Genomic DNA, 26776 nt, shown 5'->3' on the forward strand with positions numbered 1-26776 from the left:
TAGAGTATTAGCTTAATTTTGTTTGGTGCGTCTTAAACTACGTTCAATTCGCGAATATTCTTTGCCCGCTTCAAGCAATGCTTCTTCAATAAACGCTAAATGCGCATTACTTGCTAAACGAGCTTGCTCTGGATTGCCGTCAATAACCGCATCCATTAACAAACGCCTGTGCTGAGCTAACTGACTGCTAATATCTGGCTTTTCTAATAAAACCGTTAAATTTTGCAATACATTTTGTTCAAGCAGCGCTTGCATACCTCTAACCAAGTGCAATAACACAACATTATGTGAGGCTTCAGCCACACTAAAATGAAAGGCATTAATTGCTTTTGCTTTTTGCTGTAAGTCATCACGCGATAGCGCAATTTGATCAAAGCTTTGTTTTACTTTAGTAAAATCATTACTCGTTCCTCGTAGTGCTGCATAGTAAGCAGCAATACCTTCTAATGCATGACGAAATTCGAGTAAATCAAATTGTGATTCAGGGTGTTTACTTATTAGCTCAAATAATGGATCAGTTAGCCCTTCTTCAAGCTGATTTTTTACAAACGTGCCACCGCCTTGACGACGCGTAACGAGCCCTTTTGCCTCTAACTTTTGGATGGCCTCGCGCAGCGAAGGACGAGACACTTCAAACTGTTTTGCTAGTTCACGCTCTGGAGGCAGCTTTTCTCCTGGTGCTAACGAGCCCTCAAGAATCATATTTTCGAGTTGCTGTAAAATAACATCAGATAATTTTGCTGCTTTAATCTTTAAAGACATGAATCAACGTCCGCGTTGTATAAATACCAAGCCCTAAAATTGGGGCTTAAAGTTATAAGATTTACCCAAAAGGTAAATTGGTCATACCAAGAATTTGCAATACGTTATCAAAAACCCATATAGCTGTCAATTTACAGGTTACTTGCACGGGGATATTAGCGTAACGCATTTTGAACGAAGATCAAACAATACACAATATAGCTTAATTTTGAGTAACTGATAAGGTGGCCATTCAAATGGTCTGACCAGATAAATTTAGAGTTTTAGCTCTATTTTAAAGGAGGGGCTAATCGCAATGTTTAAATAAGAAAGGTAACCAAAAGGCAAAGCACTTTGGGGTAAATAAGTGCTTTGCTTTTAAATAGGCTGTAAAAATAAATAAGGTGTTAAGACAAGCCACCAAACAGGGTCAGTAATGCAATTAAAACTAAATAAAATAGCACATTACGCTTAACTAATTTAATCATACACGTTGCCTCGTAAGTGCAACCATAATAACGCTTTTCTACTTGCTCTGCTGCAAGCGCAGTATAGGTGACGACCTTTCGGTTAGGGCTTGAAAAATCAAGCGCATAATGTAACCAGCAGCTAGTGCCTTTATTAAAGTTACCAATCACTAAATAACCAAAACTCGCTATACGTGCGGGTAACCAATCCAACCAAAATAGTAGTTTATGTATAAGCTTAAAATGTTTAGCAAATATTACTTTGTGGTTGTCTCGTACTAAATCAGCAAAGGTACGTACAAGAGCATATAAAACAGCGCCTGGTGCACCCAAAACCACAAACCAAAAAATAACCGCACAGTAAAATCTAAAGTTTACCCAAGCAAGCGTTTGCCCAAAGGTTTCACCACCTTGTTGATCTTCAGTGCGTTTTTGCCCCATTTGCAATGCATATAAAGAGGCTGCAGTACCATCATCTCGTGTGAGTGCGTTTAAATAGGCTTTATATAAAGCGCGCTGCTTTGCACAACCAAAACAAACAAGTAAAACAGCAATATTAATAGCCAGCTCCCACAACACAAAATTTGACAAGCTATAAATGCATGCCATGGCTACTACAGGTAAAAACAGCCAAATTAAAAAGCCAATTGCCGAACTAAATAAACCGTTACGGGCAAGTAAGCGGTTGGAGCGCTTTAAATAGCCATTGGCGTAATAGCTTATTTGCCAATAGTTAGACCGTGCCCCTAAACGCTCTAAAATTAACGCTAAAATAATAGATACTAAAATCATGACAGTGACTCTCTCAACTTGGTTGCTCAAGCATATTTAAAAATAATGGCCAGTTAAAGCTAAGGCCGGGGTCTGTTTTACGACCAGATGCAATATCGCAGTGCCCCACAATACGCGAAGGGGTAATTTTTGGATAGCGCTGCATTATAGATTTACTTAATTGACATAACGAGGCGTACTGAGCGCTGGTATAAGCCGTTGTATCGGTGCCTTCAAGCTCAATACCAATACTATAATTATTGCATGCAGTTTGCCCTGCAAATTCAGATACGCCCGCATGCCAAGCCCGCTTACTAAATGGCACGTATTGGACCACCTCACCAGTGCGTTTAATAAAGCAATGTGCTGAGACGCGCAGCCCTTTTAAATCACTAAAGCTTTGATGAGCATTGCAGTCAATACACCCCATAAATAAATCATCCACAAAGGGGGTACCAAACTGCCCTGCTGGTAATGAAATATTATGAATGACCAACAAGGTAATATCTGTGTGTTCAGGGCGCTCATCATAGTGCGTACATGCTCGCTGAGTTGCAGCTTTTAAAACCCCATTTAAATCTATTGCCATTACATTATTACCAAACTATTCATAACCTTGATGCTAAAGGATTTGTAAAAATAATGATAGTGACCAAGCCCCATCTTGATAAGGTAGGCAATTAAAAGCTTCTTACATTTTGCTATGAAAGCCCTAAGCTATACGCTAATAATTAAAAGCGCTTCTATTCATTATTTAAACATAGTAAAATTTTCTTTAATTTATTAATGCTTATGAGCTTTTAGCCATGTCTATTTCGCACACTTTACTTAGTCAACTTGTTACCCTTGCGCTCGACGAAGACTTAAACTACCAAACCGCAGCCGATGGTGACATAACCGCTCAGCTTATCCCACAAAACGAGCAAGCTAGTGCAAAAGTTATAACTCGTGAAGATTGCATATTTTGTGGAAAAGACATCATAATTGAAGTATTTAAGCAAGTGGACCCAACAGTACAAGTATCAGTACTTGTTAGCGATGGCGACTTTGTAACGGCCAACAGCACCCTGTTTACAGCAAAAGGTTCAGCCCGCGCAATTTTAACAGCAGAGCGTACTGCACTTAACTTTGTACAAACTTTATCTGGCACAGCAACCACCACAGCGCATTATGTAAAAGAACTCAGCGGCACAACGACCCAACTACTCGATACCCGTAAAACTATTCCGGGGCTCAGAGCCTTACAAAAATACGCAGTAAAATGCGGCGGTGGCGCAAACCACCGCATAGGATTATTTGATGCGTTTTTAATTAAAGAAAACCACATAGCAGCCTGCGGCGGTATAGATAAAGCCGTTACTCAGGCCAAACTAAACCACCCGAGTAAACCGGTTGAAGTTGAGGTTGAATCACTTCAAGAGCTAAAGCAAGCCATAGACGCAGGCGCCAATATAATCATGCTTGATAACTTTAGCGTTGAACAAATTAAGCAAGCGGTTGTTTTAACTAACAAACGCGCTAAATTAGAAGTATCTGGCAATATGACGTTAGCAACACTCAAAACGTATTCTCAAGCGGGCGTAGACTTTATATCTAGCGGTGCATTAACAAAAAACTTACAATCAATCGATTTATCGATGCGTTTTGAATGATGTATAGCCAAAGTAATAATTTAGTTCTACATTTAATAAATGCTAAAGCGTTGACAAGTTAAAACAAAAGTAATTTAATAGTTAAAAATAACTAGTTGTAACAATTTGTTAAATTAATTAGCTGTTTTAGGAAAAGTAACGTGCTATTAACTAAAATAAAATGATACACTTGTATTGTTTTTTTATAAAAGCTCGTCATAAATAATGAGTTATTAACGTTTAAATTAAAGTTAATAAGCAGCTTAAGCTATTTATTCCTACACTTTTATTGGTTACTGGTAGGCTTTATTTGCATCCAATTTATAAATAGCAAGTTACGTATAAAATATAATGAATTCAAACCTAGCTTTTGTGTTTCATACCCTAAAGCTAAAGTGCAAATACAGCGCAGATAATCTCATTAAAACCGAGACATAGCGCAAAAAGTTTATTTTAAGCAAAACTGTAAAGTAAATCAGTTAAATTAAGCTCGGCATAATGCCAATTAAGTGATTTAACTTACACAATCTATCCTTTAGGAGAGGAAACATGAAAACAATGACTCAAAAACAACAGGGTTTCACCCTAATTGAATTAATGATTGTAGTAGCAATCATCGGTATTCTTGCTGCGGTAGCATTGCCAGCGTATCAAGATTATACTGTTAAAGCTCGAGTTTCAGAATGTATTAATTTGATGAGCTCAGCCAAAACTACTGTAGCAATGAATGCATCTGAGGGATCTGACTTCGACTCAGGCTTCAACGCTAATGCAGCAACAGAAAACTGTGGCGCGGTAGCAATCGCAGATGACACTGGCGTAATAACTGTTACTTCTACTGCAAAAGCTGGCTCTGTTGCCCTAACAATGACCCCTACATCAGGTGGAGCTGCAATCGCTTCTGGTACGCCTCCAACAGGAGCTATTTCTTGGGCATGTACAATAGATGCTGCAACGAAGAACAAGTATGTTCCTAGCAGCTGTCAAATATAATCTGACATAAAGTATGGTGATTAAATTAAAGGTAGCAGTTAGCTACCTTTTTTATGTTTAAGAGAGTAGAGGATGACAAAAAAATCCGCTAAAAATAAATTAGATACCTTTCAATGGGTTGGTGTTAGCGCTCGAGGAAAAAGGTTAGAGGGTGAACTTTCAGGAAGCAGTATAGCACTAGTTAAAGCTCAGCTTCGAAAGCAAGGTATTACCCCCTCCAAAGTTAAGCGTAAAGCAAAACCTTTGTTCGGCTCTAGAATACAAAAAATAACTCCAAAAGATATCTCTCTAGTTACACGCCAAATTGCTACTATGCTATTGGCTGGTGTACCTCTGATTCAAGCCATTGAAATGATAGGGACTGGCTCTACTAACAAAAGTGTTGCCAAGTTAATGGAGACTATTGGCGATGAGGTAAAGGCTGGCCAACCTCTCTCGCAGGCTCTCAGAAAACACCCCCGCTATTTTGATGATTTATATTGTGATTTAGTGGCATCGGGTGAGCAGTCGGGTGCGCTTGATAAAATATTTGATCGTGTTGCTTTATACAAAGAAAAATCAGAAGCACTAAAATCTAAAATAAAAAAAGCGATGTTTTATCCGATTGCAGTACTAGTAGTTGCATTAATAGTTACCTCAATACTTTTGATCTTCGTAGTTCCACAGTTTCAAAATATCTTTAGCGGTTTTGGAGCTGAACTTCCCGCCTTTACATTATTTGTAATTGGTATATCTGAGTTTATGCAAGAATATTGGTGGATTGCATTAATTATAGTTGTAATTAGTGGTTGGGTTTTTAAAGAGGCAAGCCTTAAAAGCCTGAAACTCAGAGATGCAACCGACAGAACCATATTAAAACTCCCTGTCATTGGTATGATTTTAAACAAAGCCGCTGTTGCCCGTTATGCGCGTACGCTTTCGACCACCTTTGCGGCAGGTGTACCACTTGTTGATGCGCTTGACTCTGCAGCAGGTGCCTCAGGTAACGCAGTATACCGCTATGCTATTTTAGATATTAAAGCCGAGGTAAGCTCAGGTAACCAAATGAACTGGGCTATGCGTAACTCAAAAATATTTCCTGATATGGTGATTCAAATGGTGGCCATTGGTGAAGAATCTGGCTCACTCGATGGCATGCTGGCAAAAGTAGCCACTATTTATGAACAAGAAGTTGACGATGCGGTTGATGGCCTTTCTAGCTTGTTAGAGCCTTTAATTATGGCAGTCTTGGGTGTACTAGTCGGCGGTTTAATTGTAGCTATGTACTTGCCTATTTTCCAGTTAGGTAATGTAATTTAATAAAATTTAAAGTAATTAAAGAGAGCCTTATTTTTATAAGGTTGGCGGCTAACGTCTTCTCATTGATTCTCTATCACTTTTTTTTAAAGCAGTTTTCAGGTTTATAATGCAAAGTATTATTGAAGTAATGCAAAGCCAACTTTGGTTTTATTTAACTACTGTTGGCTTAGTTAGTTTATGTGTAGGCAGTTTTTTAAACGTTGTTATTTACCGTTTGCCACTTATGATGCAACGTGAATGGCAAAGCGAGTGTAGGCTTTTATTAGATGATGAGCTAAATACCAATACAGCTAAACCCAAAAATACCAGCGAGCCTTTTAATCTTGTAAAACCAAATTCTACTTGCCCTAAATGCAAAACGGCCATTAAGCCTTGGCAAAACATTCCTGTCATTAGCTGGTTAATACTTAAGGGTAAATGCGCAAGTTGTAGCAACCCTATCTCTATTCGTTACCCTGCGGTTGAGGCAATTACGGCTCTATTAAGCTTAGTAGTTGCTTATACCTTTGGCGCAACAGAACAAGCATTATTATACATAGTGATCACGTGGGCTCTTGTGGCACTGACCTTTATTGATATAGACCACATGTTACTGCCTGACCAGCTCACTTTGCCGCTTGTTTGGCTGGCACTTATTGCCGCCGTTGTCGAAATTACAATTACGCCAACTGATGCCATTATGGGTGCCGCCTTTGGTTATTTAAGCTTGTGGAGTGTTTTTTGGTTATTTAAACTGTTAACAGGTAAGGAAGGCATGGGCTATGGCGACTTTAAACTTTTAGCTTTATTTGGTGCGCTATTAGGTTGGCAATCGTTACTCACCATAATACTGCTTTCAAGTATTGTTGGCGCCATTATTGGCATCGCCTTGTTAAGTATTCAGGGTAAAGATAAAGCAACCCCCATACCATTTGGTCCTTACCTAGCAATTGCTGGTTGGATCACGTTACTGTGGGGTAACCAATTGCAAAGCGCGTATTTTAACTTAATTGGTTACTAACTTGAGTGCAGCCTAAAATGAGTGACACCATAAATAAAACATCACCTTGGGTTCTTGGCTTAACAGGCGGTATAGGCTGTGGCAAAACAGCGGTAAGTAATATGTTTGAGCAGCTGGGTATAACAATAGTTGATGCCGACATTATTGCGCGCCAAGTTGTAAAGCCTAAAAGCGATGGTTTAAATGCCATTGTGAGCAAATTTGGTCAAGGTATTTTATTGAGCGATGGCACACTTAACAGAAGCGCTCTGCGTGAACGTATTTTTACTAACAATGCAGTCAAAGAATGGCTAAATACCCTATTACATCCACTTATTAGAAACAAAATACATAACGATATTACTACCGCTAAGAGTGCATACGTTGTTCTTGTGGCACCACTTTTGTTTGAAAACGGCCTTGATAAACTGTGTAATCGAACGCTACTGATTGATATACCTCAAAGTGTGCAAATAGCGCGCACGGCATCGCGTGACAATGTAAGTGTTGAGCAAATAAAAGCGATTATTGCAGCGCAAATGTCACGCGAAGACAAACAAAAAAAAGCAGATGATATTTTAAATAACGACCGCGCACTTACCGACGTTAACCACGACTTATTAGAGCTTCATAAAAGTTATCTACACATGGCACAAATGCCAGCAACTTAAATTGTAAAACCGAGTCAAAACAAACTAATCTCCTATATTAATTAATAAATTTAGCCTAGATTGTGAAGAGTAATGTAATCCCCTTCTTTTTTCTGATAAATTACTCTCTCTGAAGGATTAAAAAGGTGCGCAATGAATATTAACTCACCGTTATTAAGAAAGTTTCTTACGCTTGGGCGTATTGATGCCGATACGGTAAAAGCAAAGCAGCAAGAGTTTGCCTCAACAGCTGAACTGATTTCTAAATGCGGAAAAATAGACAGTAAAGAGTTAGCAGAGCAATGTATTGATTTGTTCCGTGTTCCCTATTTTGATTTAAAAGACTTTGACCCTGCGTCTATTCCTGCCGACCTTGTAAAAGAAAAACTGATCCGCAAGCACCATATTTTACCGCTGGTCCAAAAAGGCCGAAAGGTTTATGTGGCAGCCTCTGATCCAACCGATTACGGTGCATTCGAAAACTTTGAATTTAGTACCGGCTTTTCATGCGAAATTGTCGTTGTTGATTATATTCAGCTCGATAATAAAATTGAGCAATTACTAGACGCAACCGGCAGCTTAAATTTAAGCGAGGATGAGTTTAAAGAATTTGCTGACCTAGACACCGAAAGCCAAAAGGAATCTACACCGCAAGATGATGATAAAGACGATGCGCCTATTATTGTTTACATTAATAAAATTTTAATGGACGCGATAAAAAAAGGTGCATCGGATCTACATTTTGAACCTTACGAGCACAAGTACCGCATTCGTTTTCGTATTGATGGCATTTTACACGAAGTGGCAAGCCCACCTAATACATTAGCAACTAAGCTTTCTGCTCGTATTAAAGTAATGTCGCGACTTGATATTGCCGAAAAGCGCAAACCACAAGATGGCCGAATCAAATTAAAAATTACTGAGCGAAAAAGTATCGATTTTCGTGTCAGTACGATGCCAACGCTGTGGGGCGAAAAAATAGTAATGCGTATTCTTGATTCATCAAGCGCTATGCTAGGCATTGATGTACTTGGTTACGAAGAAGAACAGAAAAAGCTATACATGGATGCACTTGGTCAACCACAAGGTATGATACTGGTTACAGGCCCAACCGGGTCAGGTAAAACGGTATCGCTTTATACGGGTTTAAACATACTAAACCAACCTGAGCGAAACATTAGTACCGCTGAGGATCCGGTTGAAATAAACCTGGAGGGAATAAACCAAGTACAAATTAACCCTAAAGCCGACATGACGTTTGCTAATGCGCTACGTGCGTTTTTACGTCAAGATCCCGACGTGGTAATGGTGGGTGAAATACGTGACCTTGAAACCGCAGAAATTTCAATAAAAGCAGCGCAAACGGGTCACTTGGTTTTATCTACGTTGCATACTAATTCAGCACCAGAAACCATTACCCGACTATTAAATATGGGCGTTCCCGCTTATAACGTAGCCAGCTCTATTAGTTTGATTATTGCACAGCGCTTAGCACGTCGTTTATGCCCAAAATGTAAAACGCCAGAGCAATTGCCAAGTGAAGAGCTATCTCGCCAAGGGTTTAGCACAGCGCAAATTGACGATATGACTCTCTATGCACCTAAAGGTTGTGATAGCTGTACAGATGGTTACAAAGGCCGTGTCGGTATTTACGAAGTAATGCAAATTACACCAGAAATTGCACAAATAATTATGCGCGGCGGTAACTCATTAGAAATCGCTGAGGTATCATTAAAAGTCGGGTTTACGTAAAGCCGCTGATGGTTTAACGTCACTTGCTGAAATAAACCGCGTAACCAATATGTAAAGCCATTTAGCGCTTTGCATTTTATAGCGAGCGCTAATGACTAACCTAAGCTCTGGAAATTAAAAAGTTTAACCAGCCCTTAGGCTAAGAAAAATGTAGAGAGTAAAACATGCCTACTGTTGTAAACTGTCCAACCTGTAAAACAAATGTAGAGTGGTCTGAGCAAAGCCCTCATCGCCCATTTTGTTCTAAGCGTTGCCAACTCATTGACCTAGGTGAATGGTCGTTTGAAAATAATAAAATTTCAGCACCCATTACATCAGCAGATCAAATAAACCAAGACATGATTGAAGACATAGAAGCCATGATGGCTAAAAACGAAGATGACTTTTTTAAGTAATGTCATAAAGTATCTATAAAAACAAAAGCCAGCTAATTGCTGGCTTTTTAGTGCTTAAGCTAAAATATAAGGTAGTGACAACCTATATTTTGGCAAATTAACCTCTTTGCTTATGGTGCTTTTTGCCCATACGCTTTTGCATTTTAGCAAACTTCTCTTGCTGCTCAGCGTTAAGTACCTGCATTACTTGGTGCTGTGTTTTTAGCTTAATTAAACCAAACTCTTCGCCTTTACTTTGGCGTGCACTCAATAGCTCTTTAGCTGCATTTTCATCAAATGTTGCAGCGCTAAGTAATGCATCCATTTTGGCTTTATGCGCTTCACGCATTTCTTTACGTGCTTCTTTATCGCCGCCTCGTAGGGCTTTCATTTGCGTTTTTTGTGCTTCAAAAATAGCTTTAAGCTTAGTTTGCTGCTCATCGGTTAAATCAAGCTTGTTGGCGCCGCGCTCAGAGAGTAAAAAACGCGCTTGAGAGTGGCCTTGCTTATCATGCATGCCGCCTTTAGCTAATACGCTGCCTGCGCCAAGAGTGGCTGTTGCTAGGCCACAAATAAGTACTAATTTTGAAAGTGTATTTACTTTAGTCATAATCATCACCTTAACTGTTGGGTTGGTTGTGGTTAGCTGTCGTTGTGACTGCTTAGCCTGTGAGTTAACTATAACTAACTCAACGCAAAGTAACGCAAAGCAGTGTAAAGGTTGTGTAAAGATTCACTTTTGACCAATTAAGGGCGTAAAATAAAGAAATGACATATTACCTAAGGGTTTGTAAATGAAACTATTAATGATTGACGATGATACGGGTCTTTGTGAATTACTAAGCGAATACCTTTCTACCCAAGGGTTTGAAGTACAGAGCGTACACGATGGCGCACAAGGCCTAAAGCTGGCACAAAGCAATGATTATGCATTAATATTGCTTGACGTAATGCTACCTACTTTAGATGGCTTTGAAGTACTAAAACAGCTTAGGCAAACAAAACTTACGCCCGTTATTATGCTTACTGCGAAAGGGGAAGACTTTGACCGTATTTTTGGATTAGAGCTTGGCGCTGACGACTATATACCAAAGCCGTTTAATCACAGAGAGTTACTAGCCCGCGTAAAAGCAATTACTCGCCGCATTGAACATATAAATAGTTTAGGTGTTACTAACACAAATAAGCTGCTCGTGAATGGGGTGACGATAAACCTTGGGGCAAGGGAAGCATTAATAAATGAGCACACGCTCACGCTTACTGGCACAGAGTACGAAATACTCGCGCTTTTATGTAAAAATGCTAGCGAAGTTGTTAGTAAAGAACAAATAAGTGAAGAGGTACTAGGCAGACGTTTAGCATCGTTCGACCGCTCTATTGATATGCATGTTAGTAATATCCGGAAAAAAATAGCAGAACACATCAAAACCGAACGAATTAAAACAATGAGAGGCACGGGTTATGTTTTCATTCAAGGCGAATAAGCCCAGCGCTTTTTATTGGCTTAAGCACCCTCAGCATTACTTATTTTTTAAAATATTTACATGGTTTTGGGTGACTATAATCGGCACTGTTACCGCGCTTATTTTTTTTAGTAATATAGGCGCTCTTAACTTAGTGAGTAACGAGCCATTACAAGGGCCAATAGAAAAAAACTTAGCCTATACCGCTAAAAGCATAGAACGCTCTGCATTTAAGCATAAGCGTTCGCTTAATAGTATTCTTTCACATCCACGACTTTCTAAACGTAAGCTATTATATTTAAGCGCTGAGCAATCTGAAGACTCGCTAACCAATAAAACCGTTCCAGCAAATATAGATTTAAGCTTGCTTAATTTTACAAAAAATATGTCACCACAAGTTGTGTTTACAGAGCAATACCAAGCATTTGGTCCTGTTCAATTAACACTACCCGAAGGCACTTTTTATTTATATGAAATAGACATAAACAATCAGCCTCCTTTATTTATACGCTTAAAGTTAATGCCTGGCTGGATAAAAATATCAATTGCTATTAGCGCGTCTTTAATTTTAAGCTTTTTGTTTAGCCGTAATTTAATAGCGCCTATAAATAGCTTAAAAAAAGCGGCTGTAAAACTATCTTCTGGCGACTTAAGCGCGCGCGCTACTATTTCAGCAAACCGAAAAGACGAATTGGGTGTTCTTGGCCGTGACTTTAACAGCATGGCAAACCAATTAGAGCTGCTAATAAGCTCACAAAAACGTTTGCTCGCCGATATATCTCATGAATTGCGATCCCCTCTTACTCGATTAAAAATGGCAACAGGGTTAGCACAAATGCAAGCAAACGAAGCAAGTCAGCCCTACTTAGTAAGAATCGAAAAAGAAGCGAACCAACTCGACAAAATGATTGCTGATGTTTTGCAAGTCTCTCGTTTAGAGGCGAAAAGCCAAACCCTTTCGCTGCAAAAGCAATCGCTACAAGTTATTGTTGAACACGTATTAAACGATGCACAATTTGAAGCAAAGCAATGTAATAAACAGCTCACAATATCTGGCGATACAAAAGTAACCATTAACTGCGATGAGGCCCTTATTGCCAGCGCGCTCGGAAACCTACTGCGTAATGCAATTAAGTATGCAAATAACACTATAAATATAAAGCTATCGCATGCAGATACCGTACATATTGAAATATGTGATGATGGCCCTGGTGTACCAAATAACCAGCTTGATAAGCTATGTGAGCCATTTTTTAGGCAATCTAATGCAAGAGACAGAGTCAGTGGCGGAACCGGTTTAGGCTTAGCTATCGCAAAAAATGCAATTACAGCTCATAATGGCACGCTTGTTTTATCTAATAAAGATCAGGGCGGCTTGTGTGCTAATATCACACTGCCAATAATCAAAGAGTAAACCATGTTTTATAGTAGTGAGCACGAGCTTAAAAGCAACCAATCAGCCATTAATGATTTTTATCAAAACACATTGGTTAAAGCCTATTTAAATACGCCTAATGGGCAATTGTTTTACGCTCATGCAAAGCCAAATAATGCGCGCGTTGCTATTGTAATTAGCTCGGGCAGAATCGAAGGGCTCGATAAATACAAAGAGTTATTATGGGAGCTTTACACTAATAATTTTGCTGTATTCATTGTTGACCACCAAGGACAAGGTCGCTCTTACCGCTATTTAAAAAATAAACATAAAGGCTATGTAAATAATTTTGGTGACTACAGTGCCGATCTTAATTTATTTAACACTCAAATAGTCGACACCGTTTGGCAAGGTAAAAAGCTATTAGTGAGCCACTCGATGGGAGGTGCTATTGCATTTGATTATTTGGCAAACTATGAGCATAGTTTTAGCGGTGCGTTTTTATCAGCTCCCATGTTTGATATACACACCAAAGGGATCCCAAAGCCTTTAGCCCGAATAATTGCAAGTAATGCCGTACGCCTTGGTTTTCAGTTTAGCTATGCACTTGGGCAAACCGATTATATCCCTGAGGAATTTCCTTTAAACGTATTAACAAGCTGCGAATTACGCTATAGCTTATTTAGGCAAACTTATAACGAGGAGCCTTTATTGCAACTTGGCGGGGTTACCTATGGGTGGCTACACTCTACCTTTACTTTTTTAGCCTCAATAGATGAGCTCAATGTTGATATTCCAGTTTATATTGCCAGCGCTAAAAACGATGTGGTTGTCGATAATGAAGCGCACTATAGACTGGCCAATAAGCACGCAAATATTACCCTAGAAAGCTTTGCTGACGCTAAACATGAACTATTTTTTGAATGTGATGAAATACGCCAGCCAGTGCTTAACAGCTTGTATCAGTTTTGTGAGTCGGTGACGGCTTAGTCAGAACCGATAGCGGATCGAGGTGGATCAATATATCAACCTCAGATTCAAAACGAGCACCTATCATCGCTTCAACTTCATCGGCCACAGTATGAGCTCGGATCAGGCTTAAATGGTCATCAAGCTCTAAATGCATTTGAATAAACTTAATTTTACCACCTTGGCGAGTACGAATTCCGTGTACACCATGCACGTCGGTATGCTCTTTAGCAATATCAAAAATACTTTGCTTTTCATCGTCGGGGAGTTCTTTATCCATTAAATGATCGGCACTATCTCTGGCAATATCCCAACTGTTATACAGTAGGTAGCCTGCGACCCCTATTGCAAAAATAGGATCGGCATACATCATTCCGTAATAAGATAAAGCAATCGCAATTAAAACGGCGGCATTTAAAATCAAATCACCTTTGTAGTGCACCGAATCTGCTTTTATAGCAATAGACTCTGTATGTTTAATTACTTTGGTTTGCACAAAAACAATCACCAAAGTACAAGCAATAGCAAAAGCACTTACCCATACACCTAATAATGAATGTGTAAGCTCTATAGGATTAAATAAACGCTCTATACCATGGAATGCCAGTAAACAGCCCGAACCTGCTATAAACGCAGCTTGCCCAAGCCCTGCTAATGCCTCGGCTTTACCGTGACCAAACCGGTGATCATCGTCAGCCGGACGCAGTGCGTAACCCAAAACTAAGAAGCTCATGAATGTAGCGGTAATGTCCATTAATGAGTCTGTTAACGAGCCAAGCATTGAAGCTGAGCCTGAAGCAAGCCAAGCCCACGCTTTTGCTGCAATCATTAAACTCACCATTACCATAGTAATAATGCTAGAAGCTTTAACCCAAAATTCGTAACTGCGGTTATGCACGTTTTTATCCGCTAATAAGAGTATTCATGCTGTGAGTATATCATTTTTTTTTAAGGGTTTCGTGTATACTCCTTCCGTCAAATACCGTTAATTAAAAAGGCTAATTATGCTGGATATTGTTTTATACCAACCTGAAATTCCACCTAACACGGGGAATATTATCCGCCTTTGTGCAAATACCGGTTTTTCGTTGCATTTAATTGAGCCTTTAGGGTTTGAGTGGGACGATAAACGTGTAAAGCGTGCAGGCCTTGATTACCATGAATTCAGCCATGTTCAGCGCCATGCATCATTTGAAGCCTACCTTGAAAAATGTAAACCAAAAAAGGTATATGCGTGCACGACTAAAGGTAGCCAATTTCATCATGAAGCACGTTACGAAGCAGGCGACTGCCTAGTATTTGGACCTGAAACACGCGGCCTTCCCGATGAGATGATTCAAGCGCTACCAAACGATCAGCGTGTGCGTATTCCAATGCAACCCAATAGCCGAAGCATGAACCTATCAAACGCGGTAGCGGTATTTGTTTACGAATCATGGCGACAGCTAGGCTTTCCAAACGCGCAGTAATACCTGCTTTATTAAAGCAAACAAAAAACCGACATTACGTCGGTTTTTTAGTTTTACTCACAATGATGAAAGCTATTCTGAGCGTTGCTCTCTTCCTAGCAATGCCATAGCAGCGGCTTTCATGTCTTTATTTTCATAAAGTACTTTATAGATTTGTTCAGTGATAGGCATTTCAACGCCTGCACGCTGGGCAAGTAAATATACTTCTTTGGTGTTTCTGAAGCCTTCTACCACTTGGCCTATCGACTCAATAGCGGCTTCAACACTTTCACCTTTACCCAGTGCTAAACCAAATCGACGGTTACGCGATTGGTTATCGGTGCAGGTTAAAATTAAGTCACCCAAACCCGCCATCCCCATAAAGGTTTCTGGCTTAGCTCCAAGTGCACAACCTAACCGAGTCAGTTCAGCAAGGCCTCGAGTGATCAAGGCTGTGCGAGCATTCGCTCCAAAACCTACGCCATCAGAAATACCCGCGCCAATAGCAATTACATTTTTAACCGCACCGCCCAGTTGGATACCAATAAAGTCATCATTGTTGTACACACGAAACGAGCGACCACAATGCAGTAAATCGGCGAGCTGCTGTGCAAACTCAGGTGAAGTAGACGAAACAGAAATAGCTGTTGGTGAACCCATTGCCATTTCTTTAGCAAATGTAGGACCCGAAAGTACCGCAAGCGCCATTTCATCACCCAACTCTTGCTGTGCAACTTCTTGTAATAAGCGCCCCGTATTGGGCTCAAGGCCCTTAGTCGCCCATGCTACTTTTGCATCGGCTTGCAACGCAGGCTTTATCTGCGCAAGCGTGTCGCCAAATGCATGGCTAGGCACAACAACGAGCACAATAGCACTGCATGCAACTGCACGTTGTAAATCGGCTTCTAGTTTTAGCGTTTCTGGGAATGGTGCGTCAGGTAAGTAACGTTGATTTTTCCGCTCAGCTGCAAGCGTGGCAACGTCGTCGCTATTGCGTCCCCAAAGCGTCACATTATGACCATTTCGGGCTAAACAAATAGCAAGGGCGGTGCCATAAGACCCCGCCCCTAATACAGTAACAGCTGAAGTTGCTGTACTCATAAGTTATGCGTCTGCTGTAACCTGGTCAGCTTGCGTAGTACGTTGTTGCATGTACTGTGCAAATAACGCGTCAAAATTTACTGGCGCAAGGTTCAGCTGTGGGAAAGTGCCACGGTTAACTAGGTTAGATACTGCTTCACGTGCATATGGGAACAATACGTTAGGACAAAATGCACCTAGCATATGAGCAAGCTGTACTTCTTCAACCTCAGCAATAGTAAAAATACCCGCTTGTTGAATTTCACATAAAAACGCAGTTTCTTCGCCAATTGATGCTGTAACCGTTAATGCTAAAACAACTTCAAATACACCTTCGTCTAACTTGTTAGAGCGAGTATCTAGGTCTAGTTTAACTTCTGGCGTCCATTCTTTTTGAAAAATCGCCGGAGAGTTTGGCGTTTCAAACGACACGTCTTTAGTGTAAATACGTTGAATAGTAAATTGTGCGCCTGCGTCTTGTGCCGCTGCTGCGTTTTGAGTTTCTTCGTTCATTGTTATTCCTAACTTGTTCGTTATTATAATTAAATTAAGCGTGTAGCTTAGCGTCAAGTTTGCCTTGCGCTTCAATAGCCATCATGTCGTCACAGCCACCGATATGTTCATCATTAATAAAAATTTGCGGTACAGTGCTTGCGCCACCTGCTTTAGTGATCATTTCATCACGAAGCTCAGGTTGTACACCAATATCATAATTAGTGAACTCAACGCCTTTGCTTTTTAAAAGCGCCATAGCGCGCTGACAAAATGGACAATATGCCTTGGTGTATAAAACAACGTTACTCATAATAAATCCTCTATCGGTCTAGCTAAATGTGATTAGCGACCTGTTATCGTTGGTAAGCTAGCAGATTGCCATGCACCCATTCCGCCTGCTAATACATAAACCTGCTCAAAACCGGCTTTATGCATTGCTGTAGCAGTACCTTGGGCTGTCATACCTGTAGTACATACTAATATAATGGGTTTAGTCTTGTACTTTTCAAGGGCTGAAAAGTCAGATTTTTTTGCATTTTCAGGGCTTAAATGTTCAGCACCCGAAATACGACCAGACGTAAACTCTTTTTGTGCACGCATATCGACTACTTGACCGTCTTCACGATTAATAAGTAGCGTTAGCTGCTGAGGGTTTATTTGACGGATAGCTGAAAACTTACTTTTTATCCAACCACTGACAATAAGAAAAACAATACCAACCCAAGCTAGGCTTAAAATAGGGTGATTGCTTATAAATTCAATATATTGATCCATTCGACTTCCACTATAAATTACATCCCAAAACGCAATGTTTTAGACATTTTAGACTTTAGCCACGCAAGTATACCCAAACCAACTTAAAATGCGAGTTTACACAGAGTTTAAAAGTACTAAAAACACCCCATATAAAGGTTATTAACCGCACATCGTCATCAATACGATATTCAATTAAGTGAAAAAATTTAATATGCTGTTTTGTATGCTGATTCAAGTAACAAAACACGGTATGCTAAAGCTAAACAGGTGCTAACTTTTAGGAGTGACTATGACTGAACATAAAAAACCACTGGTATTAATGATTTTAGACGGTTGGGGATATCGTGAAGACGAGCAAAGCAACGCAATACTCGCTGCAAACACCCCAGTATTAGACGATTTATGGGCGACTCGCCCTCGCACGTTAATTTCAGCGTCTGGTTTTGATGTAGGTCTCCCTGATGGACAAATGGGTAACTCTGAGGTTGGGCACGTAAACTTAGGGGCTGGTCGTATCGTGTATCAAGACTTTACTCGGATCACCAAAGCGATAAATGACGGTGAATTTGACTCAACCCCTGCACTTGTTGAAAATATTGATAAAGCAGTAAACGCTGGTAAAGCTGTTCATGTTATGGGGCTATTGAGCCCGGGTGGCGTTCATAGCCATGAAGACCATATTGTTGCAACCATAGAGTTAGCTGCAAAACGCGGTGCTAAGGAACTCTATTTTCATGCATTTTTAGATGGTCGTGATACACCACCGCGCAGTGCCAAAGCATCTATTGAGCGTATAGAATCGTTATTCGCAAAACTTAATTGTGGACGATTAGCAACACTCGTTGGTCGTTATTATGCAATGGATAGAGATAACCGCTGGAATCGTGTAGAAAAAGCCTATGATGTAATGACCTCTGGCATTGGAGAATTTAACTACGCCAATGGCGTAAACGCATTAAATGCAGCGTATGAGCGCGATGAAAACGACGAGTTTGTTGCTCCTACAACTATTACACCAGAAGGTACCGAAGCGGCGCAGATTAATGATGGCGACACCGTTATTTTTGCAAACTTTAGGGCAGACCGAGCACGTGAAATTACACGCGCCTTTGTAGAGCCTGAGTTTGACGGCTTTACCAAGAAAAAATCTCCGGCTCTTAGCGCATTTGTCATGATGACAGAATATGCGGCCGATATAAACGCACCCGTTGCATTTGGCCCAACTCCTCTTACTAACGTATTAGGGGAATGGCTTGAAAAGCAAGGTAAAACGCAATTACGTATTTCTGAAACAGAAAAATACGCACACGTTACCTTCTTTTTTAGTGGCGGACGAGAAGACGAATTTGAAGGTGAAACGCGTGAATTAATCCCTTCACCACAAGTAGCAACCTACGATTTACAACCTGAAATGAACTCAGAAATGCTGACCGACAAACTCGTAGAAGCTATTAAAAGTGGGAAATACGACGCCATTATATGTAACTACCCTAATGGCGATATGGTTGGCCACTCAGGTGTATTTGATGCCGCCGTAAAAGCCTGTGAAGCCGTTGACGCATGTATTGGCCGTGTAGTTGATGCATTAAATGAATTTGGCGGTGAAGCGCTGATCACGGCCGATCATGGTAATGCAGAACAAATGGCTAACCTTAAAACGGGCCAAGCACATACCGCGCATACAAGTGAACCGGTGCCATTTATTTATGTTGGTCGCGATGCTACACCATCAGAGGGTAAAGCATTAAGTGATGTTGCCCCTACTATGCTGCACTTAATGGGCATGGAGCAGCCAAGTGAAATGACTGGCACGCCCATCATGACGTTGAAATAACCCATGATTAAACGTGTTAACCGATACTTTAAGTGCGGCTTAATACTCGCCTCATTGGTGACTGCATCAGCAGTTGCCAATGAAGATCGCACTAAAAAAGATCTCTCGCAGGTGAAACAAGCACTTGAACAAAGCCAATCTGAGTATAATCAACAACGAAAAAAAATATCTCAACTTCAAAAAAACCTTAAAAGCCATGAGCTTGAAATAGCTAAAAACGCTAAAGCACTCAACATGGCTGAGCAGTCTGTTAAAGAAACCCAGCAACAGCAAAATCAACAACAAAAAAAAGCTGATGAGCTAGATAAAAAACATATCGAATTTCAACGTATTTTAGGGGCGCAGTTAAAAAGTGCTTACATGGCAGGTGGTGATGACTACTCTAAAATGTTACTGAATCAAGAAAACACAGCGCAATTTGAGCGCACACTGAGCTATTATAATTACCTCAACAAAGCACGAATTGAACAGATAGAAGAATTAAAAGAACTTAAACAACAAATCACGTTAAACCAAATTGCCCTAAATAAAACAAAAGAAAAGCTATTCGCTTTGTACGATGAGCAAAAAAGACGTCAAACAGCCTTAGTAAATGCACAAAGTGAACGCCAGGCAAACCTCAGGAACCTCCAAGCTCAGCTTACAAGTACTAAAAGCTCAATCGATTATTTAAAAGAAAATCAGCAAATATTGGTTACCACTATTGAAGAACTTGAAAAAGAAAAAACAGAAAAAATAGAATTACTTGGTCTTAATAAAAATAAAGGGAAATTAAACTGGCCGAGTAAAGGGAAATTACAGCACACATTTGGCCAACGAAAGCATGGCGGCATTGACTGGAAAGGCGTGCTTATAGGTGCAAAAGAAGGTACCAATGTAAATAGTGTCCACAATGGGCAAGTTGTATTTGCAGATTGGTTAAAAGGTTATGGCTGGGTAATTGTAGTCGATCATGGTGAAGGCTTTATGAGCTTGTATGGCCATGCCCAAACGCTACTAAGAGACGTAGGTGACATGGTACGACAAGGTGAAACATTAGCGTTGGTTGGTCAAAGCGGCGGGCAGGCAAGTTCTGGTCTATACTTTGAAATACGACACAAAGGACGCGCAGTAAATCCCGTAAAATGGTGCAGACGAATTTAATTGACTAAACCGCTGCTCCGCTGAGGAGCAGCTGATGAAAAACAATAATGTAATACCCGCATTTAAAAAAGCAGGCTATGTTTCCAGCCTGCTTTTATTCACTTTTATTTTAGTATTTAACAGTGCACTCGCAAGCTCAGTAAAAAATCTAAAAAGCCAACAAATCGATGAAATTTTATTTAACATACACGCTTATTATGTTGACGATTTAGATCTACAAAACAGCCATTATGTACAATACAACAACAAACAATTTGAGCGCTTATACTCAAAGCTAGACCCCTACTCTAAATACTTAAATCAACACGAGTTAGACGCCTTATTTGACAATACCAATGGCCGCTACACAGGCATTGGTATTGAGGTTAAAAAAGTTAATAAAGATATAAAAATTGTCAATGTGGTGAGTAACTCTCCAGCCAAAAAAGCCGGAATATTAGCAAACGATATTATTGTAAGTGTTAATCAAGAGGCGGTAAGCACTCTTGGCGTTGAAGAGGTAGCCGCTTTAATAAAAAAAAATCAATTTACAACGATTAACCTCACTGTTAGGCGCAATGAAAGCCCAGACCTTGTGTCGTTTAACGTAGCTCGTACGCAAATACAACTAGAAAGTGTAACCAGTAAAATTTTAGAGTCAGGCATTGGCTACTTAGCTATCAATAGTTTTTCTAATCACACGCTACATGAAGTAGCACTGCAAATTGCAGCAATGCAAAATAATTACGATTCCCCATTATTAGGACTTGTTATTGATTTACGTGATAACCCGGGGGGCACGTTAAAAAGTGCGATTGCTGTCTCGGATCTCTTTTTACAAAGTGGAATAATAGTTACAACTAAGGGCCGATACTTTGACGCTAACCAGGCTTTTTATGCTAAACGGGGCGACATACTCAAAGGCACCCCAATTGTTGTACTTATTAACGAAAACTCAGCTTCTGCGGCCGAAATTTTAGCCGGTGCCTTAAAAGATAACCACAGAGCAAAAGTGGTTGGAAGCCAATCGTTTGGGAAAGGGTCGGTGCAATCACTTATACCGTTAGGGGATGGTAACACCGCATTAAAGCTCACCACCGCAAAGTATTTTACCCCTTCTGGTAAATCAATTGATGGCGTTGGAATAACACCCGATGTGACGATTAATCAAACAATACTTCCACAAAACAATAAAGCCGTTATAATAAAAAATGAGCAAGCAAAAAATAACCAAAACCAGCTTGTTAATACCTTAGCTGATTTACAATTAGTTAAAGCGAAACAATTACTCAGCATGCAGTAACAGTTAAATTCTGGCATTTACTGAGAAAAAGATAATAAAAATTATAAACGTGAATACTATTAACAAAAACATACGAATGTGGCTTTTTATCAGCATATGTATTGCTTGCTTTAGCGCTAACGCCAACGCTAAACAAATAGCGATAGTCATTGATGATATAGGCTACCACCAAAGAGACTTAGAGTTTTTAACCTTACCTGGGCAATTGACCTATTCAATTTTGCCCCACACACCCTATTCACAAATTTTTGCAACACGTGCTAGCAAAGCAAATAAAGAGTTACTTTTACATGTGCCTATGCAGGCGCTAAACGGCAAAGCGCTTGGGCCAGGTGCGCTAACCCTTGATATGGACAAAGCTCAACTACAACAAACCCTAGGAACAGCACTAGCAAGTTTGCCGCAGGTCAGAGGCGTGAATAATCACATGGGCTCGGCATTAACTCAGCAAAGCCAAGCCATGAAATGGACAATGGAAGTACTAAAAAAGCGTCAGTTATACTTTTTAGATAGCCGGACAACAGGCCAAAGCCAAGCACAAAATGCCGCCAATTTTTTTGGGGTCGAAAATGTTAGTCGTCATGTTTTTTTAGACAACATAACAACTACAGATCAGCTTCAGCTTAGGCTCGATGAACTAAAACAAAAAGCAACTAAACACAACTTTGCTATTGCCATTGCCCACCCCTACCCAGAGACGATAGATTTTTTGCGTAAAGCACTGCCAGAGCTGAGCCAACAAGGCTATGAATTAGTGCCAGTTTCTCAGTTAGTACAACGCAAATACATTCAGTTAGCGCAGGCTCAAGGAAAAACAATTAGCGCGCGATAATTAAATCAAATAAGGTATTTGTCTCTTATGCTTTATAATACCCATCCGCAATGATACTTAATCATTTTGCGGAACTAAATGTGTCGCTAACTGCGTGAAAAAATTCTCATTTAGAACAAATAAATAGCAATTTTTCTGCCTAGCTATCAACACGTTTTCCGGCCCCATAAGTGAATAGGCATGATATTTGTGTACATTATTAATTTTCAACAAAAAAGCCCTGCATTTTCATGCAGGGCTTTTAAAATGTTACGCTTTTAGAACGTATCAACTCATAGCGCTTTGAAGCTTTTTCATTGCTGTTTTTTCAAGCTGACGAACACGCTCAGCTGATACGCTGTATTTCTCAGCAAGCTCTTGCAGTGTTGCTTTATCGTCTGACAACCAACGAGCACTAACTATATCTTGTGAACGCTCATCAAGTGTTTTAAGTGCGCTGAACAAACGAGTATGTGATTGTTCTTGCCATTGCTGTTGTTCAATGTCATCTGCTAAATCAGCAGAACCATCTGTTAAATATTGTACCGGTGAATAAGTGCTTGTTGGGGCGTCATCGTTATCGTCACCCGTTAAATCAAACCCCATATCTTGACCGCTCATGCGAGATTCCATTTCACGCACTTCTTTTTCACTTACACCCAGCTCACTAGCAACCGTGCTAACCTCTGCTTGGTTAAACCAGCCTAGACGCTTTTTATTTTTACGAAGATTAAAAAATAATTTACGCTGTGCTTTAGTTGTAGCTACTTTAACAATACGCCAATTCTTCAGAACAAATTCGTGTATTTCAGCTTTAATCCAGTGCACTGCAAATGAGACTAAACGAACACCCACGCTTGGGTCGAAACGTTTAACCGCTTTCATCAGGCCTATATTACCTTCTTGAATAAGGTCAGCTTGTGGTAAACCGTATCCCGAGTAGCTTTTTGCTATATGCGCTACAAAACGTAAATGCGACATAATGAGTTGCTTTGCAGCACTAAGATCGCCTTCTTCCTGAAGCTTTTTAGCAAGTTCTTGCTCTTCTTCAACTTTAAGCATAGGTATAGTGCTCACCGCTTGAAGATAGCCATCCATGCTTGCGCTTTGTTGTCCAACTGTAAGTGCCATTGCGTATAAATCTTTACTCATTTTTCACCTCGGTGATAAACATTTGAAACCATCTTAGCACTCTTTCTCTAAGAGTGCTAACCCCAATTTAAAACTTTTTTAAAGCATAAATCAAGCGGTTTTTTAGCGTTATTAAAGTCTACTATAAGCGACTGAATAAGCGATGAATTAAGGGATTGCAGGTGGTTAACGTGAGTTTTTCACCTTATTTACAATTCATGCCAAATATGGAGGGTAGTAGATAAATGTGACAGTTTATATAGAGGCTGTACAACCCAACTAGTTAGCATACGCGCTAAGCACTGAGTTAGTTCACTTATATAAGTTTGTGTAGATGAGGAAGAGAGCAACACACTCATAAAGTTAAATGTCTATTCAAAAAAGTTTCACTTTAAAGTGAATAAAACATCAATAGCATAACCTATATAGCTCGCTTAATTAGCAACGAGCTATGCAGGTACCTATTACACTTTGTCTGGCTCTATTTCTTTAATGTATCTATTTACAGATAAGTAAGAGCCAACAAATCCCAAGCTTGTAGCAAGTAAAACCAAAAAGCCAAATTCGCTAAGCGTTAAACCAATGAGTAAAAAGTTAGTTTGATACACACCAGCCACGCTATTTACGGCTGAAGAAAGCCACCACATCATTAGCGCAACGGATATAAAAGCAAACAATCCACCAATAACGCCATACCAAATACCGGTCCATAAAAATGGCGCGTGTATAAATGTATTTGTAGCACCTACAAGCTTCATTACTTGTATTTCTTCTTTTTTGTCCATGATAGATAAGCGAATAGTGTTACCTATTATGAGCGTTACAGACGTTAATAATAACAAGGTAATGGTTATTACACTTTCTTTTAGCAAGCCAAGTAGTGCATTTAAGCGCTCTAACCAGGCTATATCAAGCTTGCCAAAATCAACCTCACGCTCCGCTTCTAACTTAGTTAAAAGCACTTTTGCAGCATTAGGCTGGCGGTGCCGCTTGGTGGGTGTGACTAGCACAACATCGGGTAATGGATTGCTATCTAGATATTCTAGCGCTTGCCCAAAACCTGACACTTCCTGAAACTCTTTTAATGCTTGCTGCTTAGAAATGAACGTTACGCTCTCTACTTCAGGGTATAAGGCTAAGCGCTTAACTAACGTTGCTGTTTCTTGTTCCGTCATTGTTTGTTTTACAAATAACGATATTTCACTGGCCTCTTCAAAGCCACTGCTTACTTGCTGCACGTTTTTAACCACTAAGTAAAGTGTGGCAGGAAGCGTTAAGCTTAATCCAAGTACCGCAATTGTCATCATAGATGCCAGTGGTGTTCGCCACATTTCACCCAGACTATGAATCCCTTGACGGAAAATATTAACGATAAAAAAATAGCCATTTGAAATAAATGATTTTTTTTGTTTTTCGTTTTTGTTTTGGCGGCTTTTAAACAATAAACTCATAATGCCCCCTGCGCTAATGGATCTTCAAGCATTCTGCCATCCTTTAACGTTAAGCTCCTATACTTCATGCGCGCAACAAGCCCTAAGTCATGGGTAGCAATAAGTACGGTTGTGCCGTGTTTATTAAAGTCTTCAAATAATTTAAGTATTTCCATAGACAGTTCAGGATCTAGGTTACCCGTTGGCTCATCAGCAAGTAAAATTGGCGGAGAATTAACAATAGCACGTGCAATACCAACTCGCTGTTGCTCACCACCTGACAACATAGATGGGTGACATTTAACCTTATCGATTAAACCCACTTTATCGAGCGCACCATGAACACGCTTTGCAATTTGATTACGGTGAGTACCTTCAATGATCAACGGTAGCGCAACATTATCAAATACAGTGTATCGCTCTAGTAATCGATGATTTTGAAAAATAATACCAATATCTCGTCGTGCATAAGGAATTTGACGCGAATTAACTTTATTCAAATCAATACCATTAATAAACACATTACCGGCAGAAGGGCGTTCCATTAAACTAATTAATTTTAAAAGCGTACTTTTACCTGCGCCACTGTGACCTGTTAAAAAGGCAAGTTCGCCGGGCTTGATATGAAAATTAACTTTTTCGAGGGCTCGATGCCCACCTGGATAGGTTTTACTTACTTGCTGAAAGTTTATCATTTTTTATTATGCCAACCTCATTAAAGTGTTAATGCAATTGGTATTCCTTGCAATTAAAAAGGGAGCAAGCTCCCTTCTTGGTAAATTAAACGTCGTCCTCATCTTGGCTAAATAATGCATCAATAAAGTCATCGCTCTTGAAAGAACGTAAATCATCAATACCTTCACCAACACCAATATAACGAATTGGAATGTTAAACTTATCCGCTACTGCAAAAATAACCCCACCTTTTGCTGTACCATCAAGTTTTGACAAAGTAATACCCGTTAAACCTACACATTGGTTAAACAAGTTTACTTGGCTAATCGCATTTTGCCCTGTGCCAGCATCTATTGTTAGCATAACTTCATGCGGTGCATCAGGATCTATTTTTTTCATTACGCGAGCTATTTTTTCAAGCTCTTGCATTAAATTATCTTTATTTTGCAGACGGCCAGCTGTATCAGCAATTAACACATCAACATTACGCGCCTTTGCAGCCTGAAAAGCATCAAATACCACCGATGCACTATCGGCTCCGGTGTGCTGTGCTATAACCGGGATGCTGTTACGCTCACCCCATACTTGAAGTTGCTCAACCGCAGCGGCTCTAAAAGTGTCGCCCGCAGCAAGCATGACCGACTTACCTTCATTTTGAAACTGTTTTGCCAACTTACCAATGGTCGTTGTTTTACCAACACCGTTTACACCTACCATTAAAATCACAAACGGTTTTTTTTCTGCGGGTATTATTAATGGCTGCTCAGCAGTCTTGAGCATGCTGGCCATCTCTTGCTTCATTAATTCATACAGTGCATCGCCGTCTTTCAGCTGCTTTCTATTTGCACCATCCGTTAATCTATCGATTAACTTCATGGTCGTATCAACACCTAAATCAGCCGTTAATAATTGAGTTTCCAGCTCTTCAAAAAGGTCATCGTCTATTTTTTTACCGCTAAAAATAGATGAAAAGCCAGCGCCTATATTAACGCGAGTTTTTAGTAACCCTTTTTTAAGACGAGAGAAAAACCCTTCTTTTTTAGGTTTTTCTTCTTGCTTGCTCTTTTCTGCTTGCTTAGCTTTTTCTAAAGCAAGGCGCTCTTGCTCTAAACGTTGCGCCTCTGCTTGCTCTGCAGCTATACGTTCTTGTTCTACACGCTGGGCTTCTGCTTGCTCAGCTGCTATACGCTCTTGCTCTAAACGCTGGGCTTCTGCTTGCTCTGCTGC

Annotated in this window: 27 protein-coding genes and 1 pseudogene; 15 read left to right on the plus strand and 13 right to left on the minus strand. The window is 40.0% G+C overall.

Annotation, left to right across the window (positions count from 1 at the left end):
- Positions 1-12 precede the first annotated feature (12 nt).
- The 3 genes from pdhR to ampD form a co-directional block, all read right to left on the minus strand.
- On the minus strand, positions 13-762 hold the full coding sequence (gene pdhR / locus ATS71_RS08890; protein WP_058404508.1) for a pyruvate dehydrogenase complex transcriptional repressor PdhR: 750 nt from the start codon (positions 760-762) through the stop codon (positions 13-15).
- A gap of 386 nt (positions 763-1148) precedes the next feature.
- Positions 1149-2000, minus strand: a complete 852-nt coding sequence (gene ampE / locus ATS71_RS08895) for a beta-lactamase regulator AmpE (protein ID WP_058404509.1) — start codon at positions 1998-2000, stop codon at positions 1149-1151.
- 13 nt (positions 2001-2013) lie between these two features.
- Positions 2014-2568, minus strand: a complete 555-nt coding sequence (gene ampD, locus ATS71_RS08900) for a 1,6-anhydro-N-acetylmuramyl-L-alanine amidase AmpD (RefSeq protein WP_058404510.1) — start codon at positions 2566-2568, stop codon at positions 2014-2016.
- Positions 2569-2785: 217 nt separating this feature from the next.
- Between ampD and nadC the strand changes: the two genes are divergently transcribed.
- The 7 genes and pseudogenes from nadC (at position 2786) to yacG (ending at position 9678) form a co-directional block, all read left to right on the plus strand.
- Positions 2786-3631 (plus strand): carboxylating nicotinate-nucleotide diphosphorylase, encoded by an 846-nt coding sequence (gene nadC, locus ATS71_RS08905; RefSeq protein ID WP_058404511.1) that lies wholly within the window; start codon positions 2786-2788, stop codon positions 3629-3631.
- A gap of 528 nt (positions 3632-4159) precedes the next feature.
- Positions 4160-4603 (plus strand): pilin, encoded by a 444-nt coding sequence (locus ATS71_RS08910; RefSeq protein WP_327078253.1) that lies wholly within the window; start codon positions 4160-4162, stop codon positions 4601-4603.
- Between the two features lie 72 nt (positions 4604-4675).
- Positions 4676-5902, plus strand: coding sequence for a type II secretion system F family protein (locus ATS71_RS08915; RefSeq protein WP_058404512.1), 1227 nt, complete (start codon positions 4676-4678; stop codon positions 5900-5902).
- A gap of 106 nt (positions 5903-6008) precedes the next feature.
- Positions 6009-6902 (plus strand): prepilin peptidase, encoded by an 894-nt coding sequence (locus ATS71_RS08920; RefSeq protein WP_058404513.1) that lies wholly within the window; start codon positions 6009-6011, stop codon positions 6900-6902.
- A 17-nt stretch (positions 6903-6919) separates the two neighbouring features.
- On the plus strand, positions 6920-7552 hold the full coding sequence (coaE, locus tag ATS71_RS08925) for a dephospho-CoA kinase (protein ID WP_058404514.1): 633 nt from the start codon (positions 6920-6922) through the stop codon (positions 7550-7552).
- Positions 7553-7684: 132 nt separating this feature from the next.
- Positions 7685-9338 (plus strand): annotated as a pseudogene (pilB, locus tag ATS71_RS08930) (type IV-A pilus assembly ATPase PilB).
- Between the two features lie 109 nt (positions 9339-9447).
- Positions 9448-9678, plus strand: coding sequence for a DNA gyrase inhibitor YacG (gene yacG / locus ATS71_RS08935; protein ID WP_006794561.1), 231 nt, complete (start codon positions 9448-9450; stop codon positions 9676-9678).
- Positions 9679-9775: 97 nt separating this feature from the next.
- Here the strand turns inward: yacG and ATS71_RS08940 are convergent, their stop codons facing one another.
- Positions 9776-10267 carry a Spy/CpxP family protein refolding chaperone gene (locus tag ATS71_RS08940; protein ID WP_058404515.1) on the minus strand — a complete coding sequence of 164 codons (492 nt, stop codon included), beginning with the start codon at positions 10265-10267 and terminating at the stop codon, positions 9776-9778.
- Between the two features lie 184 nt (positions 10268-10451).
- Here ATS71_RS08940 and ATS71_RS08945 point away from each other — a divergent pair, with 184 nt between their 5' ends.
- From ATS71_RS08945 to ATS71_RS08955, 3 genes are read left to right on the plus strand one after another with little or no spacing between them, the layout of a single operon-like run.
- Positions 10452-11141 carry a response regulator transcription factor gene (locus ATS71_RS08945; protein ID WP_058404516.1) on the plus strand — a complete coding sequence of 230 codons (690 nt, stop codon included), beginning with the start codon at positions 10452-10454 and terminating at the stop codon, positions 11139-11141.
- Positions 11119-12534, plus strand: coding sequence for an ATP-binding protein (locus ATS71_RS08950; protein ID WP_058404517.1), 1416 nt, complete (start codon positions 11119-11121; stop codon positions 12532-12534). The genes ATS71_RS08945 and ATS71_RS08950 overlap by 23 nt, the downstream gene beginning before the upstream one ends.
- 3 nt (positions 12535-12537) lie before the next feature.
- The gene (locus ATS71_RS08955; RefSeq protein ID WP_058404518.1) at positions 12538-13485 is read left to right on the plus strand and encodes an alpha/beta fold hydrolase; all 948 of its coding nucleotides are present in this window, start codon (positions 12538-12540) and stop codon (positions 13483-13485) included.
- Here ATS71_RS08955 and ATS71_RS08960 read toward each other — a convergent pair.
- On the minus strand, positions 13445-14311 hold the full coding sequence (locus ATS71_RS08960) for a cation diffusion facilitator family transporter (protein WP_082653611.1): 867 nt from the start codon (positions 14309-14311) through the stop codon (positions 13445-13447). The genes ATS71_RS08955 and ATS71_RS08960 overlap by 41 nt on opposite strands.
- A 157-nt stretch (positions 14312-14468) precedes the next feature.
- On the opposite strand from ATS71_RS08960, the gene trmL reads away from it, so the two are divergent.
- Complete coding sequence (gene trmL / locus ATS71_RS08965; RefSeq protein WP_058404519.1) at positions 14469-14933, plus strand: tRNA (uridine(34)/cytosine(34)/5-carboxymethylaminomethyluridine(34)-2'-O)-methyltransferase TrmL; 465 nt, start codon at positions 14469-14471, stop codon at positions 14931-14933.
- A 72-nt stretch (positions 14934-15005) separates the two neighbouring features.
- Here the strand turns inward: trmL and gpsA are convergent, their stop codons facing one another.
- Genes gpsA through ATS71_RS08985 form a run of 4 tightly spaced genes read right to left on the minus strand, consistent with a single transcriptional unit; the run spans position 15006 to position 17261 of the window.
- Positions 15006-16013 (minus strand): NAD(P)H-dependent glycerol-3-phosphate dehydrogenase, encoded by a 1008-nt coding sequence (gene gpsA / locus ATS71_RS08970; protein WP_058404520.1) that lies wholly within the window; start codon positions 16011-16013, stop codon positions 15006-15008.
- Between the two features lie 3 nt (positions 16014-16016).
- Positions 16017-16505 (minus strand): protein-export chaperone SecB, encoded by a 489-nt coding sequence (gene secB / locus ATS71_RS08975; RefSeq protein ID WP_058404521.1) that lies wholly within the window; start codon positions 16503-16505, stop codon positions 16017-16019.
- Between the two features lie 34 nt (positions 16506-16539).
- A complete protein-coding gene (gene grxC / locus ATS71_RS08980) occupies positions 16540-16797 on the minus strand; it encodes a glutaredoxin 3 (RefSeq protein ID WP_058404522.1) in 258 nt (85 codons plus the stop codon).
- A 32-nt stretch (positions 16798-16829) separates the two neighbouring features.
- The gene (locus ATS71_RS08985; RefSeq protein WP_058404523.1) at positions 16830-17261 is read right to left on the minus strand and encodes a rhodanese-like domain-containing protein; all 432 of its coding nucleotides are present in this window, start codon (positions 17259-17261) and stop codon (positions 16830-16832) included.
- 271 nt (positions 17262-17532) lie between these two features.
- Between ATS71_RS08985 and gpmM the strand changes: the two genes are divergently transcribed.
- From gpmM to ATS71_RS09005, 4 genes are all read left to right on the plus strand, one after another.
- A complete protein-coding gene (gene gpmM / locus ATS71_RS08990) occupies positions 17533-19077 on the plus strand; it encodes a 2,3-bisphosphoglycerate-independent phosphoglycerate mutase (protein ID WP_058404524.1) in 1545 nt (514 codons plus the stop codon).
- Between the two features lie 3 nt (positions 19078-19080).
- Positions 19081-20220 carry a murein hydrolase activator EnvC family protein gene (locus ATS71_RS08995; RefSeq protein ID WP_058404525.1) on the plus strand — a complete coding sequence of 380 codons (1140 nt, stop codon included), beginning with the start codon at positions 19081-19083 and terminating at the stop codon, positions 20218-20220.
- A gap of 34 nt (positions 20221-20254) precedes the next feature.
- Entirely contained in the window at positions 20255-21502 is a 1248-nt protein-coding gene (locus tag ATS71_RS09000) for a S41 family peptidase (RefSeq protein ID WP_058404526.1), read from the plus strand.
- A gap of 76 nt (positions 21503-21578) precedes the next feature.
- Positions 21579-22334 carry a divergent polysaccharide deacetylase family protein gene (locus ATS71_RS09005; protein ID WP_058404532.1) on the plus strand — a complete coding sequence of 252 codons (756 nt, stop codon included), beginning with the start codon at positions 21579-21581 and terminating at the stop codon, positions 22332-22334.
- Positions 22335-22601: 267 nt separating this feature from the next.
- Here the strand turns inward: ATS71_RS09005 and rpoH are convergent, their stop codons facing one another.
- The 4 genes from rpoH to ftsY all read right to left on the minus strand — a co-directional run.
- Complete coding sequence (rpoH, locus tag ATS71_RS09010; protein ID WP_008128777.1) at positions 22602-23465, minus strand: RNA polymerase sigma factor RpoH; 864 nt, start codon at positions 23463-23465, stop codon at positions 22602-22604.
- Between the two features lie 443 nt (positions 23466-23908).
- Entirely contained in the window at positions 23909-24895 is a 987-nt protein-coding gene (gene ftsX / locus ATS71_RS09015) for a permease-like cell division protein FtsX (RefSeq protein ID WP_058404527.1), read from the minus strand.
- A complete protein-coding gene (gene ftsE, locus ATS71_RS09020) occupies positions 24892-25569 on the minus strand; it encodes a cell division ATP-binding protein FtsE (RefSeq protein WP_058404528.1) in 678 nt (225 codons plus the stop codon). The genes ftsX and ftsE overlap by 4 nt, the downstream gene beginning before the upstream one ends.
- An 85-nt stretch (positions 25570-25654) precedes the next feature.
- Positions 25655-26776, minus strand: a 1122-nt coding sequence (gene ftsY, locus ATS71_RS09025; protein ID WP_082653610.1) for a signal recognition particle-docking protein FtsY, incomplete at its 5' end; no start/stop codon positions are given.

The sequence above is a fragment of the Pseudoalteromonas sp. H71 genome (assembly GCF_001468485.1).
Lineage (GTDB): Bacteria > Pseudomonadota > Gammaproteobacteria > Enterobacterales > Alteromonadaceae > Pseudoalteromonas.

Excerpts from the sequence above, each read along its gene's own strand:
- ampE (WP_058404509.1), bottom strand. The coding sequence starts at position 2,000 with ATGATTTTAGTATCTATTATTTTAGCGTTAATTTTAGAGCGTTTAGGG.
- pdhR (WP_058404508.1), bottom strand. The coding sequence starts at position 762 with ATGTCTTTAAAGATTAAAGCAGCAAAATTATCTGATGTTATTTTACAG.
- trmL (WP_058404519.1), top strand. The coding sequence starts at position 14,469 with ATGCTGGATATTGTTTTATACCAACCTGAAATTCCACCTAACACGGGG.
- grxC (WP_058404522.1), bottom strand. The coding sequence starts at position 16,797 with ATGAGTAACGTTGTTTTATACACCAAGGCATATTGTCCATTTTGTCAG.
- ftsX (WP_058404527.1), bottom strand. The coding sequence starts at position 24,895 with ATGAGTTTATTGTTTAAAAGCCGCCAAAACAAAAACGAAAAACAAAAA.
- gpsA (WP_058404520.1), bottom strand. The coding sequence starts at position 16,013 with ATGAGTACAGCAACTTCAGCTGTTACTGTATTAGGGGCGGGGTCTTAT.
- ftsE (WP_058404528.1), bottom strand. The coding sequence starts at position 25,569 with ATGATAAACTTTCAGCAAGTAAGTAAAACCTATCCAGGTGGGCATCGA.
- ATS71_RS08915 (WP_058404512.1), top strand. The coding sequence starts at position 4,676 with ATGACAAAAAAATCCGCTAAAAATAAATTAGATACCTTTCAATGGGTT.
- gpmM (WP_058404524.1), top strand. The coding sequence starts at position 17,533 with ATGACTGAACATAAAAAACCACTGGTATTAATGATTTTAGACGGTTGG.
- ATS71_RS09000 (WP_058404526.1), top strand. The coding sequence starts at position 20,255 with ATGAAAAACAATAATGTAATACCCGCATTTAAAAAAGCAGGCTATGTT.
- ATS71_RS08940 (WP_058404515.1), bottom strand. The coding sequence starts at position 10,267 with ATGACTAAAGTAAATACACTTTCAAAATTAGTACTTATTTGTGGCCTA.
- ampD (WP_058404510.1), bottom strand. The coding sequence starts at position 2,568 with ATGGCAATAGATTTAAATGGGGTTTTAAAAGCTGCAACTCAGCGAGCA.
- ATS71_RS08985 (WP_058404523.1), bottom strand. The coding sequence starts at position 17,261 with ATGGATCAATATATTGAATTTATAAGCAATCACCCTATTTTAAGCCTA.
- ATS71_RS08910 (WP_327078253.1), top strand. The coding sequence starts at position 4,160 with ATGAAAACAATGACTCAAAAACAACAGGGTTTCACCCTAATTGAATTA.
- coaE (WP_058404514.1), top strand. The coding sequence starts at position 6,920 with ATGAGTGACACCATAAATAAAACATCACCTTGGGTTCTTGGCTTAACA.
- ATS71_RS08920 (WP_058404513.1), top strand. The coding sequence starts at position 6,009 with ATGCAAAGTATTATTGAAGTAATGCAAAGCCAACTTTGGTTTTATTTA.
- ATS71_RS08945 (WP_058404516.1), top strand. The coding sequence starts at position 10,452 with ATGAAACTATTAATGATTGACGATGATACGGGTCTTTGTGAATTACTA.
- ATS71_RS08995 (WP_058404525.1), top strand. The coding sequence starts at position 19,081 with ATGATTAAACGTGTTAACCGATACTTTAAGTGCGGCTTAATACTCGCC.
- ATS71_RS08960 (WP_082653611.1), bottom strand. The coding sequence starts at position 14,311 with ATGGTAATGGTGAGTTTAATGATTGCAGCAAAAGCGTGGGCTTGGCTT.
- nadC (WP_058404511.1), top strand. The coding sequence starts at position 2,786 with ATGTCTATTTCGCACACTTTACTTAGTCAACTTGTTACCCTTGCGCTC.
- rpoH (WP_008128777.1), bottom strand. The coding sequence starts at position 23,465 with ATGAGTAAAGATTTATACGCAATGGCACTTACAGTTGGACAACAAAGC.
- ATS71_RS09005 (WP_058404532.1), top strand. The coding sequence starts at position 21,579 with ATGTGGCTTTTTATCAGCATATGTATTGCTTGCTTTAGCGCTAACGCC.
- secB (WP_058404521.1), bottom strand. The coding sequence starts at position 16,505 with ATGAACGAAGAAACTCAAAACGCAGCAGCGGCACAAGACGCAGGCGCA.
- ATS71_RS08955 (WP_058404518.1), top strand. The coding sequence starts at position 12,538 with ATGTTTTATAGTAGTGAGCACGAGCTTAAAAGCAACCAATCAGCCATT.
- yacG (WP_006794561.1), top strand. The coding sequence starts at position 9,448 with ATGCCTACTGTTGTAAACTGTCCAACCTGTAAAACAAATGTAGAGTGG.
- ATS71_RS08950 (WP_058404517.1), top strand. The coding sequence starts at position 11,119 with ATGTTTTCATTCAAGGCGAATAAGCCCAGCGCTTTTTATTGGCTTAAG.